The organism is Reinekea sp. (genome assembly GCF_982785585.1).
In genome coordinates this window covers 1-14,715 of sequence record NZ_CEYAVF010000043.1, presented here as the reverse complement: position 1 = coordinate 14,715, position 14,715 = coordinate 1, and the positions used below count along the sequence as shown (strand labels likewise).

The 14,715-nt window shown below is 53.4% G+C and carries 8 protein-coding genes; 4 read left to right on the top strand and 4 right to left on the bottom strand.

Features of this window, described 5'->3' with window-relative positions; translation table 11 throughout:
• Positions 1-4,784 (bottom strand): carboxypeptidase regulatory-like domain-containing protein (locus AC4FIC_RS13965; RefSeq protein ID WP_476195150.1); only part of this gene is annotated, 4,784 nt, incomplete at its 3' end.
• A gap of 129 nt (positions 4,785-4,913) precedes the next feature.
• Positions 4,914-5,384: a hypothetical protein gene (locus AC4FIC_RS13960; protein WP_476195149.1), complete on the bottom strand. Its 471-nt coding sequence runs from the start codon at positions 5,382-5,384 to the stop codon at positions 4,914-4,916.
• A gap of 554 nt (positions 5,385-5,938) precedes the next feature.
• Here AC4FIC_RS13960 and AC4FIC_RS13955 point away from each other — a divergent pair.
• Positions 5,939-7,675 (top strand): SulP family inorganic anion transporter, encoded by a 1,737-nt coding sequence (locus AC4FIC_RS13955; protein WP_158524367.1) that lies wholly within the window; start codon positions 5,939-5,941, stop codon positions 7,673-7,675.
• Positions 7,676-7,852: 177 nt separating this feature from the next.
• Positions 7,853-9,748 (top strand): monovalent cation:proton antiporter-2 (CPA2) family protein, encoded by a 1,896-nt coding sequence (locus tag AC4FIC_RS13950; RefSeq protein WP_273285258.1) that lies wholly within the window; start codon positions 7,853-7,855, stop codon positions 9,746-9,748.
• A gap of 129 nt (positions 9,749-9,877) precedes the next feature.
• On the opposite strand, the gene AC4FIC_RS13945 is transcribed toward AC4FIC_RS13950, so the two are convergent.
• Positions 9,878-12,052: a glutamine synthetase III family protein gene (locus tag AC4FIC_RS13945; RefSeq protein WP_100257697.1), complete on the bottom strand. Its 2,175-nt coding sequence runs from the start codon at positions 12,050-12,052 to the stop codon at positions 9,878-9,880.
• 1,123 nt (positions 12,053-13,175) lie between these two features.
• Between AC4FIC_RS13945 and AC4FIC_RS13940 the strand changes: the two genes are divergently transcribed.
• Positions 13,176-13,649, top strand: coding sequence for a toxin-activating lysine-acyltransferase (locus tag AC4FIC_RS13940; RefSeq protein ID WP_100257698.1), 474 nt, complete (start codon positions 13,176-13,178; stop codon positions 13,647-13,649).
• Positions 13,649-14,125: a toxin-activating lysine-acyltransferase gene (locus AC4FIC_RS13935; RefSeq protein ID WP_273285253.1), complete on the top strand. Its 477-nt coding sequence runs from the start codon at positions 13,649-13,651 to the stop codon at positions 14,123-14,125. The genes AC4FIC_RS13940 and AC4FIC_RS13935 overlap by 1 nt, the downstream gene beginning before the upstream one ends.
• A gap of 45 nt (positions 14,126-14,170) precedes the next feature.
• Here the strand turns inward: AC4FIC_RS13935 and AC4FIC_RS13930 are convergent.
• On the bottom strand, positions 14,171-14,715 hold a 545-nt coding region (locus tag AC4FIC_RS13930), incomplete at its 5' end, for a hydrolase (protein WP_273285251.1).

Here is a 14,715-nt window from a genome sequence, read left to right as displayed (position 1 = left end):
GCGCTATTTTCTACGGTGCCGTATAAATAACCTGCGCTGACGTTGAGATCGGCGAAGTCTATGGTGGAAGTAGCATCGACATTAAATCGCTTGGCAGAGGTATGCACCAGATAGGACAGCTGTGAATTCTCAATCGACAAAGGGCTTGACCAACTGCCCGCGCCATCGCTCTCTATCCTGATAGCATTGGTTGGCGTGCCGTGCACTTGCGAATCTTTGATCAATATTTCGGCATCCCGATCGAGCATCAGAACCGAACCAGGGGCTACGCTTACCGAATTCAACTCGGTCCGGTTATCACCTGTGCCGCCGGTGATATAGATCAGGCCATCGCTATTGATATTGCTGTTGTCGATCCGGACATTGGCGATCTTGCCCGACAGGGGGTGGTTGGCGCTATCGACCGGGCTGTATTTTAGGCTTACTTCGATGCCGTCGTTGGAGCCATCCCAATCGGTGTCAGCTAGGTAGGGGTTGGTCATCATCACCACTTCGGTTTCGTCGGCCAAGCCGTCGTTATCGTCGTCTAGATCCGCCAGATCATCCTGGCCGTCCATATCATTGTCTTGGCTGCCCGTGGGTGCACTGAGCGGATCCAATGGGTTATAAATGCTGCCGAAGAGTGGGTCGGATGACCAATCTTCCTGCAGGTCACTGTAGCCATCGTTGTCGTTGTCATAGTCCACATAGTCTGGCAAGCCATCGCCGTCGGCGTCGGCAGTGAGCAGATCGCTGCCCGAGATAATCGGATAGAGATGGGTGTCGTTAGACTGATCGGAGCTGTAGCCGGTGCGCTCGAGAATATCGGCTAGATCGGTGGTGCTCCAATAGTTATTGCTGATATCGAGGGTTGCGCTGACATCAAGAGTCGACAGGGCATCTAAGCTGTTAAAACGCATGGTTAGGCGGCCATATGATTGCCGCATCGAAACCGAGGAGTTCACCAAGGTATTGCCCCGCATGGTCAGATTAGTCGAGCCCTGCACCTGCGAGTTCTGCAACACCGAATCGGTCAGTAACTGAGCGTAGTTCAGCGTTGCACCGGTAAATTGACTGCCACTAGTGTTGTATAAAGAGTTGAACGTTGCGTTATGAACGATCGTATCGCTCATGGAACCCACATCTAACTGGGTGGTAGAGTAATAATAGTTGTTCTGAGAATCGTTTACAGAGTCCACAACCGACCCCGATAGGTTTGTGATTCGGATAGTGGCGCTGTAATGGTTAGACTCAAATTCCAGCTTGCCACCGGTTACCCGATTAACAGAGAAATAATTATTGGCCAACAAGATGCTTGCGTCGGTCAGCTGAAGGTTTACCGGACTGTACTGTCGTTCCTGTTGGCTCGGATCGTAGCTATAAATATCAACATAACTCAGTTGCGCATTGCTGACTCGATGGGTACCACTATTATTGTTGTCGAAACGGATTGAGCCGGTCTTTACGCCCGCCGCATCAAAGGCGGTAAAGCGCACCGGTTCGGCTGCGGTGCCGTGTGCTTCGAGTTGCCCCGAGACCAGCATATATTGATCGGCTGCGGCAAACTCCAATTCAGCACCCGGTAACATGAGCAAGGTCACGTTCTCTATCAAGCGCACAGGCGCCGTTATCTGATAGGGCGAGCGCGAGCCAAGCCAAACCGTGTTGCTATCGATCAGACCACCGTTGAGCAGGGTTGGCCCGGCCAGCAGGGCCGAGGGCGTAACGTTCACCGCCGAGCTGTCGATCGATTCATTGCCATCCAGATCGACGGCGGTCACCTGATAGTAATAGTCTTGATCGTTGGTGGTGGCATCGACGTAGAAGGTCGTGTCGATCAACTCGGCCGTGACCGGGGTATAGCTGATGCCGCTATCACTTGAACGGTATAGCTGGTAACCGGCCAGTTCGTTGTTGGCACTAGCATCCCAAATAAGTCCCACTTCGGCATTGCCAGCGTGGGCACCTAGACCGGTGATTGGAGCAGGTGCTAGCTTGCCCTGGCCAAATGCCAGAGTTTGGTTAGCCGCCGCGTCTTCGGCGGTAATTTCGAAATAGGTTAGGGTGTTGGCGGGTAAACCGGTTAGGACGATCTGATGCGTACTGGTCCAGGTGTCGCTCACGGTTAGCTGTTCGGTTAGATTTGACGCGTCAAAACCATAGTTCACCAGACTGGTGGTCGGCTCATCGGTGCTAAATTTAATCGTCATCTCACCGCTGGCAACGTTGGACGCCACGCTGAGGTTGCCGATGCTTGGCGCCGTACTCAAGACCACCGGTGCGGCCGTTACCGTGATGCTATTGGCCGCACGGTCGACTATAGTCGCGGTAGGCGTGACCGTCAGTTCCGCAGGGCTAAGAATGACATAGTCGCGTTCATAGTGGCCGTCATTTGCCGTCACGTCACCAAAGGTCCCGTTATCAACCAAGGCCAGGCCGTTCACCAAACCCGGCAAGTCAACGCTCACCGTGGCCGCGGTTTCGCCGGCCAAATCCAAACTCAGGTGTAATACATCCCCTCGGGTTGTTGCCCCCTCTGCCGTGAAACCTTTGACCACGATGGTGGTGTCCAAAATAATTTGGTCAATCACACTGGGCAACACGCCGGAGCTGTTGCGGAAATCGACCACTAAGGTTTTTAAGCCATCGCCGGCTTGCATCGTAAAGTCCATCGAAGCGCTAAAGGCGATCCAATCTGAATCCGCGCTGCCCTGGCTAATGCGCATTTCGCTGGCATCGGTAGAGCCAATGGCCAAGGACACGGTCGGTGAATTGGTGTAGAGCGCGGCATTATTTATTTTGACATAGCGCACGCGCAGCTCGGCGCTGTCGAGTCCTTGGGTCTGCAGACCGTCGTCATCCACGCTGAAGGCCCTGATGATGGTTTCAAAGCCGGGATCAATACAGCTTAACGTATATTGGTAATCGCCAAAGGGTACGTTCAATTCAATGGTCGCAGGGGCATCCGGATAAGATGCCGTAAAACCCGCGGCCGAGCCCTGCCCTTCAATCGTCAACTGCAGTTGCGAGCAACTGCTGGCAACGGACGCCAGTGCCAGTTGCACCCGTTTGGCGGCCTGAACCAGCGTGATGGCTTGCGCCTGATAAACACCCAAGGCCGTAACCGTTACCGTTTCGGCTGTTGTCTGGGCAGAATAAAGGTCACGTTGATAACGGATGCCACCGCTGTAGTTAGCCACCGGCACGTCGAGTTGCCATTGGCCTTGATTGTCCGTCAGCGTACTGAAGTTGCTGCCTAGCAGCTCGACCAACACACCGCCGTGGGCCGCTTGGTTGCCCAAGGTAACTACGCCAGAGACCTTCCCCAAGGTCATCTTCAGAATAAGTGGATCGGCAATGTTTAGGGTTGGCGTCTCCTGGCTGGTGTTCACCAACAAGGTTGTCGATTGAAAACCTGACTTCAGTGCCCGTAACTCATAGGAACCGGGCACGAACCCAGTAATGCTAAAGGACCCATCGCTATCGGTCACCGCGCTGTAACTGGTGCCCACAAGTGACACCGTCACCCCGGAGAAATCGCTCAAGCCGCTCAGTTCAACGACCCCATCGATGCGATATTGTTCGAGGGTGACGGCGTCTAAACTTACCTGCGTCAATTCATCGAAGGACACCAATTGCGAGCCGGTCTGATAGCCGGCATAACTGTATTGCAGGGTGTAGTTGTTGCGTTCAATGCCAATAAACTCAAAATTACCCGCTGTATCGGTAGTGGTTGAATAGGCCGTGCCAATGAGGCTGACCGCTATGCCGCTGTGATCGTTCCCGCTGGATTTGACCACGGCGCCGGACAAGCGAAATGCCTCTATATTGAGCGTACCAAGAGCCAAGGTTTGGTCATTTGTGGGTACCGACACGATTCTCTGGGTATTGGCATAACCGGTTTTTTGGATATTCAGGGAGAAGTCGCCACTGAACACGCTGCTGAACAAAAAACCACCCGTTGAATCCGTTGTCGTGGTTTGCCCGGTGCCGGTGATGGTCAACAGCGCGCCAGCGACTGGATTGCTGTTTGCATCCAGCAGGGTGCCACTGATGTTGCCAACTTCAGCATCGAGAACTTGGGAATCGAGCTGATTGGTGGTTTCAGAGACGACCTCAACGGCCGACAATGTCTTAGTGGTGTGGTTTGAATCGGTGAAATTCAGGCTATAAGTGCCAGGCGGCAAACCATTGATGACAAAGGCACCATTGCGACTGCTAATGGCTTCCTTATCGGTTCCTTCAACGCTGATGATCACACCGGCGTGCTTGTTGAGTGCATCCTGTTTATCCGCAAAATAAACAAACCCGGCAATATTGCCCGGCTTCGGCGTTAGGTCGATGGGCTCGGGTATTTTCGTTAACACCAGGCGACCGATATCGGCTGTCTCGCCTAACAGTATATCGACTGCATCGAGCTTTTCACTTTGGTAGCCGTTGGCACTGGTGATAAAGCTGTAGCCCTGTCCTACTGGCAGGGCTGGGAAGCTGACGAAGCCGTTAATATCGGAAATAGAGGTATAGATGCTGCCTTGATTATCCCGGGCATAGACCAGGACATTGGCGTAATCGTCCATCTCAGCAACAATAATTTGGCCACTGGCTTTGCCTTTTTCGTTGGTCAGCTCGACGACACCTAGGTCCACTTCCTGGTCTGATGCCACTTCAAAGGTGCGCGTAGCACTGACATAACCGGCCAATGACAGGGCAAGGGTATGGCTGCCGGCGGGCAGTCCGGTCAACGTTACCAGGCCGTCACTATCGGACTGCGCCGCCCTGGTATTACCCAAATGGCTGACGGCCACGTCGTCCAAGGGTTGACCCAGCAAGGCACTTTGAACGATAAAGCGAGCCGAACCGGTCGCGGCCAGATTGTTCGCATCAATCTGATCCAGATTGGTGGTTTCGCCCGGGCTGACCGAAATATCACCGATCTATAGACCGGTACTGGCATCCTCGCTGATAAAGCTAAGGCTATAATCGGTGCCAGCCGGGACGGTGACAGAATAACTGCCATCTGCATTGACCGGCACGACCAAAGGCTCCACCAAGGGCGGCGCAACCGTCTGGTCATCGTTGGCTGCACTGGCCTGATTTGGCCGCCCAGTATTAGGGTTGGCCTGCGCTGCGGCAACGACATCCGCCGGGGAAACCAGTAACGAGTTGCAACGGCTGCAAGGTGCCCGACCAAGCAATCGCGCCATGCGCCCGACATTGCCATTGGCAATAACGCCGTCGATAGTGCCCAGCGGGGTGGTTGTCTGGGCCGGGCGAATGAGTGAGTCGGTTGGCGCGGAAGGTTCTGTTACCGGGGCTGCGACCTCGGTGGGAGCAGCAGCGGGTTCAGAAGTGGAGTTGCACGCAACCAACAATGAAACAAGTATCAGAACTAAAAACCGCGCCATACAACCAACCCCAAATAAACGTTTAACTGCCATTGTTTCAATATGGTCATTCTGACAAACTATAAAGTTATGTGTAGAACTAAGACAGTACTCTGCAGGTCATTATTGATACTTTTAAAACGGGTGGTTGGTATGACCAATAGGGCATTCGCAATCGCTACACTACTTCGGCTAGACATGCCGTGCCCGAGAACAAATGGCGCGCAACTCGACCCTGCTTGTCACCCGCCAGGGCTTTATAGCGCACCCACCTCCGTGCCAATTCGGGAAAGTGAGCGGAACAATCCCCAAGAGGTGTAAAATATCCAGTACACTGCTGGCACCCACCGTTCAGCGCTGCTGATCGGGTTATTTTTGCTAAAATTAGAATTATCTAATTTAGAATAACAAACACCCTAGCCAGGAGCCGTGCTATTCAGTAAACTGCTACTGTATTTTTGTTCTATGGTTAGTCTACTTTAGAATATAGGGAGATAGGGCGTGCCAAGTCGGTCGTTACCATAGATCCGACACCCGTTTCGACAACAGCATAGGTTTAAACCATGAGGCTCAATGTGAAAGCACTCGAAAAAATCCAAGGCAACGATCTGATGCAGGGCGTCCTGACATTGGTGTTCACCAGCCGCTATGGCAAAACCCTGCTGCTGCGCGACTTCAATGCCGCCATTATCGTTACCCTAATGTTGATCCCGCAAAGCCTAGCCTATGCGCTGGTTGCCGGTCTGCCGCCCGAAGCCGGACTCTATGCCTCAATCTTACCGCTGATCGCCTATGCCTTATTCGGCACCAGTGCTGCATTGGCAGTAGGGCCGGTTGCCATTGTCAGCCTGCTCACCGCCAATACGCTGATGCCCATGGCCACACTGGGCTCTCCCGAATACGTTCAATTGGCCCTGCTCTTGGCCATGCTGGTGGGATTTTTCTATCTGATAATGGGGGTGTTTCGCCTCGGCTTTATTACCCAGCTGCTGAGCTACCCGGTGATGAAGGGCTTTATTACCGCCTCCTCGTTGTTGATTATCGTCGGTCAGATTAAACCGCTTACGGGTATTTCCATGGTCCGGGGCAATCTATTCGAGCGGCTGCATTCACTCGACTTCACAACGCTGCACGGTTTGTCGGCCCTGATGGGTGGCCTGGCCCTGGTGATCCTGTTTTGGGTGCGCAGTCAGGGCGGTGCCGCCCTCTTTCAAACTTTATTTGGTGCCTATTCGGCGACCCTGCGTCGCCTCTTGCCCATGCTGTTGATTCTTATCGCGGCCCTGGTTACCGCTGGCTTCGGCCTGCAAGATCAGGGCATGGCCACCGTGGGCAAATTACCCCAGGGGCTGCCATCGCTGTCGTTGCCGAGCTTCGATTGGTCGTTGATCGCGCAACTGGCGCTGCCAGCCTTTATTATCACCATGATTGGTATGGCCGAATCCATCGCCGTGGCTCAGACCCTAGGCGCCGTAAAACGCCAGCGAGTTAACCCCAACCGCGAACTGCTCGGTTTGGGCGCGGCCAATATTGCCGCCGGCTTCAGTGGCGGCTTTCCGGTCACCGGGGGCATGGCCCGCTCGGTCGTCAATGCCGATGCCGGTGCTGAAACCCCGCTGGCCGGCGCGATGACCGCGGTCCTATTGAGCCTGGGCATTCTGTTCTTAACCCCCTGGTTGTCCTATATTCCGATTCCGGTTCTGGCGGCGACCATTATTGTTGCGGTGAGTCAGTTATTGGAATTCCCCTCGATGCTCAAGTTGTTGGGCATGAACCGCATCGATGGTCTGATCAGCTGGCTCACTGCCGCGTTGGTTTTGTTTTGGGAAGTCGAGGCCGGTCTATTGGTCGGGGTCGCGGCATCCATTGTCTGGCTGCTGGCCAACCATCGCCAACCCTATCTCGCCGAGTTGGGCCTGATCCCCGATACCGAACGCTTCAAGAACATCAACCACGCGCAAACCCAGACCCTGGAGCATTGTTTGTTTGTGCGCATCGATGAAAGCATTACCTTTATCAATGCCAGTGTTCTGGAGCAGTCGCTACTGGCGAAGGTGGCCGATCACAAAGGCTTGAGCAACCTTATTATCGTCGCCTCCGGCATCCATAATATAGACGCCACCGGCGCCCATATGTTGACCCGGTTTAGCCAAGAGATGGCGACGGCGGGCCTAAATCTCTATCTGACCGATGTGAAGGTGCCGCTGGCTAAACAGTTTGCCAATTTCAAACTCTTTGCCGATAACCCAGACGGCATTGGCTACTCCAGCATCGATCTGTACCGCAAACTGGCCGCGGAACAGCAGGACTAATCCACATCCAGGGATCCGTTACTACCCAACTAGGGTACTAATTTGATTCCTGGAATCCACTACCTGAGCCGGCACTGCGCTCAATGCGTTAGCCCCCGAGTTCACACCTTACCGTCCGATCACCTTTTCCCGCTATACTCCAGCCTATCGTCATTGCGCTAATGGAAAACCCCTAACATGACCGATGTGCTCCTGTTGACCTTTGTATTTTTAATAGCCGGTGTCGTCGCGGTGCCTATTGCCACTCGGCTGGGGTTGGGCTCAGTGTTGGGCTATCTGATCGCCGGCATCGCCATCAGCCCCCTGTTGTCTTGGCTGCATGTCGATCTGGTGTCGATCCAGCACTTTGCCGAATTTGGTGTAGTGATGATGCTGTTCCTGGTCGGCCTGGAACTGGAACCCAAGCTGCTCTGGCAGATGCGCCACAAGTTACTCGGCCTCGGCGGTTTACAGGTGACTGGCACCATCCTGGCGGTGATGCTGATCGCAATGCTGCTTGGACAGCCGTGGAGCGTTGCCCTGGCCATCGGTCTTGTCCTTGCCTTGTCGTCAACAGCGATTGTGTTGCAAACGCTGAACGAGAAAAACCTGATTAAAAGCGACGGTGGTCAGGCCAGCTTCGCCGTTCTGTTGTTTCAAGATATAGCCGTTATCCCGATGCTCGCATTAATCCCATTACTGGCTTTATCCGAGCTGGTCGCCCCCGGCGCATCGGCGCAAGATCTTTCAGCAGGCGAGCATGCCACATCGCTCAGCCTAGTAGCCGGCCTAAGTGGCTGGCAAAGAGCCTTGGTGACCGTTGCAGCCATCGCCTTTGTGCTCTTTGTCGGCAGCTACCTGACGCGGCCATTGTTTCGTTTTATTGCCAGCGCGCGCTTACCCGAACTCTTTACCGCGACCGCCCTATTGATGGTGATCGGCATCGCCCTATTGATGACACTGGTCGGTCTCTCCCCCGCCCTAGGTACTTTTTTAGCCGGGGTGGTGCTGGCTAACAGCGAATACCGCCATGAACTGGAATCGGATATAGCACCATTCAAGGGCCTGTTGCTCGGACTGTTTTTTATCACCATCGGGGCCAACATCAACCTAGATCTGCTGTTCGATAACGCCACGAACGTGCTCGCCCTGACCCTTGGCTTGGTGGCGCTCAAGGCCGGCATATTGTTGGTCTTAGGCTGGGTCTTTAAGGTGCGCGGCGCCGATCGCTGGTTGATGGCGCTGTCACTGGCGCAGGCCGGCGAATTCGGTTTTGTACTCCTTTCCTTTACTGTGGCCAGTTCGGTCATTCCAGCGGCAATCGCCGACCTGCTGATGCTGGTTGTCGCCCTATCGATGATGATTACCCCGCTGCTGTTTATCGTGTTTGATCGCGTGATCGAACCGCGCTTTGCCAACGGCCAAGAAAGAGAGATGGATGAGATAAGCGAACAACATGACATCATTATCATCGGCCACGGCCGGGTCGGTGGCATCGTCAACCGCATGATGGGTGCGGCCGGCTACAAGACCACGGTTATCGATTACAGCTCCGGTCAGTTGGAGATGTTGCGCACCATCGGTTTACGCGTCTTTTTTGGCGACGGCAGCCGGTCCGACCTGTTGCATTCGGCCGGTATCGAAAAGGCCGCGCTGCTGGTTGTGGCCATCGATGGTAAAGAGCAAATTACCGAACTGGTCGGGCACGTGATCAAGGCATACCCCAACCTGCATGTCTTGGCCCGGGCCGTCGATCGTAATCATGTTTATGATCTTTGGGCTGTGGGTTGTCGCGATATAGTCCGAGAAACCTATGACAGTTCAATCCGCATGGGTCGTTCGGCCTTTCAAGCATTGGGCATCAAACCGGAGCGGGCGGCGCTGATGGCGGATCAATTTGATCGCCGCGACCGACAAGCGATGATCGATTCCGCGCAGCTGTATCGCAAGGATGTTCCGCTCAGCCAGAACGCGCCCTTTCTTGCCAAGATCAAGGAGCTGTTGGCCGAGGCGGAGAACGACTTACTCTGCCATCGCGACAGCAATCCGGCCGACCGGCCAAGCCCCTCTGCGGCTCAAGAACCCAAGCCATAACCCGCTCAGACCAAGAGGGCACAAACCTCAGCCATAAAAAAAGCAGCCTTTAAGGCTGCTTCGATTGCACTGCACAGGTTCAGGCGCGGCTAAGTTAAAGCCTTAGCCGGTTGAATCCTGGGTGACCGACTATTTGATAAAGAGCATTTCGCGGTATTTCGCCAAAGGCCACAGGTCATCGGAGACAATCATTTCCAAAGCATCGGCATGGCTGCGGACCGTTTCCATCAACACCAGTACGGTGGTGCACAAGAACGTCATATGGGCATGGGCGTCGGCAAAGTCATGCTCGCCTAAAGCTGTTTGCAGTTGAGTCACCGCAGCCATCATGGCGTTGGTTTCGGCGCTAACGGTTTTGGCGACCGAGTTATCGAGTTCGACACCCATGGCCGATAGGCCTGCGGCAGTCTGGCCGAGCGTCGACAGATAGCTGATCGCGGCAGGATAAATGCTGGTAGTGGCTATCTCGGCCACCAATTTCGCTTCAACCTCAACCGTCAAGACGTACTGCTCGGCGTAGACTTCATAGCGGCTGGCCAATTCAACCGGCGTTAATACCCCAGTCTTATCGAACAGATCGATCACGTCCGGTGCCAAGAAGGCTTGTAGAGCATCCGGTGTGGTTGGAATATTTTTCAGGCCGCGTTCTTCAACCGCCATCTTATGCCAATCTGACGAATAGCCGTCACCACCAAAGATCACATTGCCATGATCGTTGAGCAATGCTTTCAAAACATTGGTGACTGCAGCAGTCTGTTCGACACCGGCCTTCAATTCAGTTTCCAAGGCTGCCGCAATCCATTCCAGCGAGTCAGCCAGGATGGTATTCATCGCCACTAGCGGGCCCGACACAGACTGTGACGAACCAACAGCGCGGAACTCAAATCGGTTACCAGTAAAGGCGAACGGTGAAGTACGGTTACGATCGCCGGGATCGCGTTTGAATTTCAGTATCTGAGACAGACCTGAATCCATAAAGCCGCCATCGGAGACTGCATCGAGCTTACCATCTTTAATATCGCTGAAGACCTGCTCCAACTGATCACCCAAATAGACCGACAGAATGGCCGGTGGTGCCTCGTTAGCACCCAAGCGATGGTCGTTAGAAGCGGTTGCAATAACGGCCCGTAACAGCGGTCCATGTTTATGAACGCCGCGGATGACCGCGCCGCAGAACAGCAGGAAGTTGAGGTTTTGATGCGGCGTATTGCCCGGATCCAACAGATTACCCTGGGTGGAGTTGCCCACAGACCAGTTAACATGCTTGCCCGAACCGTTTAAGCCTGCGAACGGCTTTTCATGCAACAAACACAAGAAACCATGTTCCTTGGCAGTCTGCTTCATCACGGTCATCAGCAATTGCTGATGGTCAGCGGCGACGTTCGCAGCTTCATAGTAAGGCGCAATTTCAAACTGGCCAGGCGCCACTTCGTTGTGGTGCGTTTTAGCCGGTATACCGAGCTTGTAGAGTTTGTTCTCGAAGTCTTGCATAAAGACTTGTACACGTGCCGGAATGGCACCGAAATAATGATCATCAAACTGCTGGCCTTTGGCCGGCGCGGCGCCAAACAGGGTGCGTCCGGCTAACAGCAGATCGGGACGGCTATTGGCAAAGTTAGCATCAACTAGGAAGTATTCTTGCTCGGCACCACAGCTTGAATTCAGCGGCGCGATCTCAGCCTCGCCCATTAGCGCCAACACCTTGTGTGCTGCGGTGTTCATCGCGGCGTTGGAGCGCAACAGAGGAATCTTCTTGTCTAGTGCTTCACCGGTCCAAGACATAAAGATGCTCGGTATCATCAGTGTCGAACCGTTATCGGTGTTCATAATATAAGCTGGGCTAGTTGGATCCCAGGCGGTATAACCACGTGCCGCGTTGGTCATCCGCAAACTGCCGTTCGGGAACGAGGAACCGTCGGGCTCACCCTTAATTAACAGGCTGCCGGTAAACTCATTGATGGCGTGGCCATCTGGGTTGGTAACAATAAAACCATCGTGCTTTTCAGCCGTTGCATTGGTCATCGGATAAAAAATGTGCGAGAAAAACTTGGCGCCCTTGGCCATGGCCCAATCTTTCATCGCTGACGCCACTATATCGGCCGTCGCGTTATCCAACGTCGCTCCAGTCTTGACTGTCTTCTTAATAGCCTTGAAGGCATTTTTAGACAGCGCTTCTTCCATTGACGCCAGGTTAAATACATCGCTGGCCCAGATGTCTTTCATCGACTCAGGCATCGATACCGACAGCGGTGCACGGTTGGTGATATGGGATATAGCGTCTAAACGGGATTGATTGCCAGCCATCTAAAAAAGTCCTCAAAATAATTAGCGAAATTAGTTCTCTTTTTGACCATGAGCAGTAAACACGAACTCTAAGAGTCTCTGTCACCACCGCGGCGCCAGCCAACGAGGGCTGTCAGATCGCAGGGTCAAGAAGAGCTAGCATCAATAAAGCAAAAATCAAACCAACAGGCGAAAAACCGCGCTGTTGCGCATGGCAAGGCCCTATGGCGGGGCTCGACAGCGGCTTCGTATCTCGATGTAATCGTCGCTGGCTAGAATTGCACCAATTTAATGCACCCGGGCATATTTTGCGCATCATTGTAGTGCGTCTAGGCTCTGCTGCCCCGTCTTAGACTGCTTTGGAGTCAGGTATGAGTGTCCAAATCAGCTAGTTCGATCGAAATTAGTCTTGCTAAGCAGCTGTTTGTCCTAGAAAAAAGTGCGCAGAGACCGTTATCCGGGCTTCCAGGCCAGATTAGGATTGAGTTTGCAGATTTCACTCGGACGCACCAATACGGCATGGACTTACTCGATCGAGCTAAAAAAGCACCAAGATAGTGCCTAAGGCCAATAATGAGGGACACTCGGCTCGGCTGGAGCAAAACCCGGCGTCAGCAGCCTTATAGCCGTCCTACTCGCCAGTGCCAGGGCTTGACTGTAACCGCTGATAAGATCGGTGACCGATCAATACTGAGTGTCCACCTGCACGTTTAATACAGCTGGGCCAAGAATCAGCCTCACTTGTCGCTCTCGGTTGCGAACAATACTCTTCCAATCGGTTGGCAGCAGACCCTATGGTCTATAACTTGCGTTGAAGCTCCGTGTTTGAAAAGCCAGCGGCCCCGCCCCCTGGCCTAGCGCGGTTACAAAATCTAAAACAGCGATTGGGCCTGGCCTTTATCGGGTGATATGAAAAAGCCTCCAGCAAAAAAAATCGATAACAAAAAAAATCAATCAGCGATCTAAAAAATTTCATTTATTTATTTTTTTATTTTTATCTTTATTTTTATTTGCTTTATCACATTAGTTATTCTTACTATGGGATTGTCTGGCGGCGACTGCCGATTAATTTTATCCAGACAGGTTAACCGGTGAAAAAGGATTGGGCGCCAGCCCGCAGTCACTGACATAAAAAGGAGTCCGTATGAACCACGATATCGAAAGCCCTCTGGCAGTTTGCTCAGAAATTGATGCCACTCGACTTACCGATTCTGCGCGTCTGGGCATGGTCACGGACCTGGCATTGCATCAGGATGAGCTGTCGGAAATCTCCATTCCACAGTTGGTCAATAGGGTCTGCGCGGCTGCACGTATTCATCAGACACGCTTCTTCTTCGATTTTAAAAATAGACCCTATGCTTATGTTAGCTGGGCACATTTTAATGAACAGCAACATCGTCAACTATTGGCGCACAACTCTGGCGAGCTGGAACAACCCGAACGGTTTTTTATCCCGCGGGACGCGCCCTATCTGTGGTTTTACGATCTTATTTGCCCCTTTTCGAGCCCCTTGCAGATTTTCAAGACGCTTAAAGAGTCAATGCCCACCTTTGCAATGGCCCACCTGCTGCAACGCTCGGAACTCGACGAGCACAAACGCATCAGGAGGATATGGTAATGACGCATCTTAACCGCGCGTCTACGTTACGGTACGCGCCTGAGTACCATGAGAATTTAGGTAGCGTAATGTGTTTGCTGAACCAGAGCAGCTTCCATAAGGGCTATCGATTGTGGAATTTATCGATCGATATAGTGCCGGCCCTACGACGCGGTCAGCTGAAGCTGTATTTCGACAGTCAACATCAGCCAACCGGCTTTGTGATCTGGGAATGGGTCAACAGCCGCACTATTCAGCATTTAGTAAATGTGGAGACCACCCCTTATTTGGAGTACTGCCCACGTCGAGACTATCTGTTGATAACCGAGTTTATGGCGACGGCGGATAACGCCAAGGCCATGATTGCGGATATTAAGAGCGCATTATTTCCACGCGAGCACATATTCTGCCTGAGTCGCTATGCGGATGGCTCCATCCGCAAGGTGCACCAATGGCAAGGCGACCAGTTGCGGGCCGACACTAAGGCCTTAATCTAGCCTATCTAGGGAGGGTGGACTCCTCGCATTACCCCCGCTTGGAGCCTACCCGCCATGACTCGTGGCAACAGGACCGACTTCGGCCACCGCTACCACGGGGTTCTTGCCGTAGTACTTGGCACATGTTGGGCAGGTGGTGTAGAAAAAGTAGTGCTTGAGCACCTGCTTACCACGGCTGCGCACCAGAGATGTCATGTGCCGAGCCCAGTTCGGGGCGTCGCTGTAGGGGCCCTCAAAGACCTTGGTCAGATAGTCACCACTGAGCTGGAGCATTTTTTGCCCGGGCACATCCCGATTCACGGCAAAATAGTGTTCTGCGGCCCAGGCCGACGGGTCATGTGATAGCACGATAAACTGCTCTGCCTCTTGGGCGTCGGCCTTATCGATCGCGGCTAGGGTCTTCTTGAAAACACTGTGCATATTGAGGGGCACATGACAGAGACTGCGGGTCTTGGCCATAACGAAGCGCTTTGCGCTAAAGTGGAGTTCTTGTTCATCCCAACCCTGACTGTTGAAGCGAGGACAGCAGTGCGTGGGATTGTCGGATACATCGTAGCGGGGTAGTCGATTGGTTTCCATAATCACCCTCC

Coding starts and splice junctions, on each gene's coding strand:
- AC4FIC_RS13960 (WP_476195149.1), bottom strand. CDS start 5,384: ATGGCGCGGTTTTTAGTTCTGATACTTGTTTCATTGTTGGTTGCGTGC.
- AC4FIC_RS13950 (WP_273285258.1), top strand. CDS start 7,853: ATGACCGATGTGCTCCTGTTGACCTTTGTATTTTTAATAGCCGGTGTC.
- AC4FIC_RS13945 (WP_100257697.1), bottom strand. CDS start 12,052: ATGGCTGGCAATCAATCCCGTTTAGACGCTATATCCCATATCACCAAC.
- AC4FIC_RS13940 (WP_100257698.1), top strand. CDS start 13,176: ATGAACCACGATATCGAAAGCCCTCTGGCAGTTTGCTCAGAAATTGAT.
- AC4FIC_RS13935 (WP_273285253.1), top strand. CDS start 13,649: ATGACGCATCTTAACCGCGCGTCTACGTTACGGTACGCGCCTGAGTAC.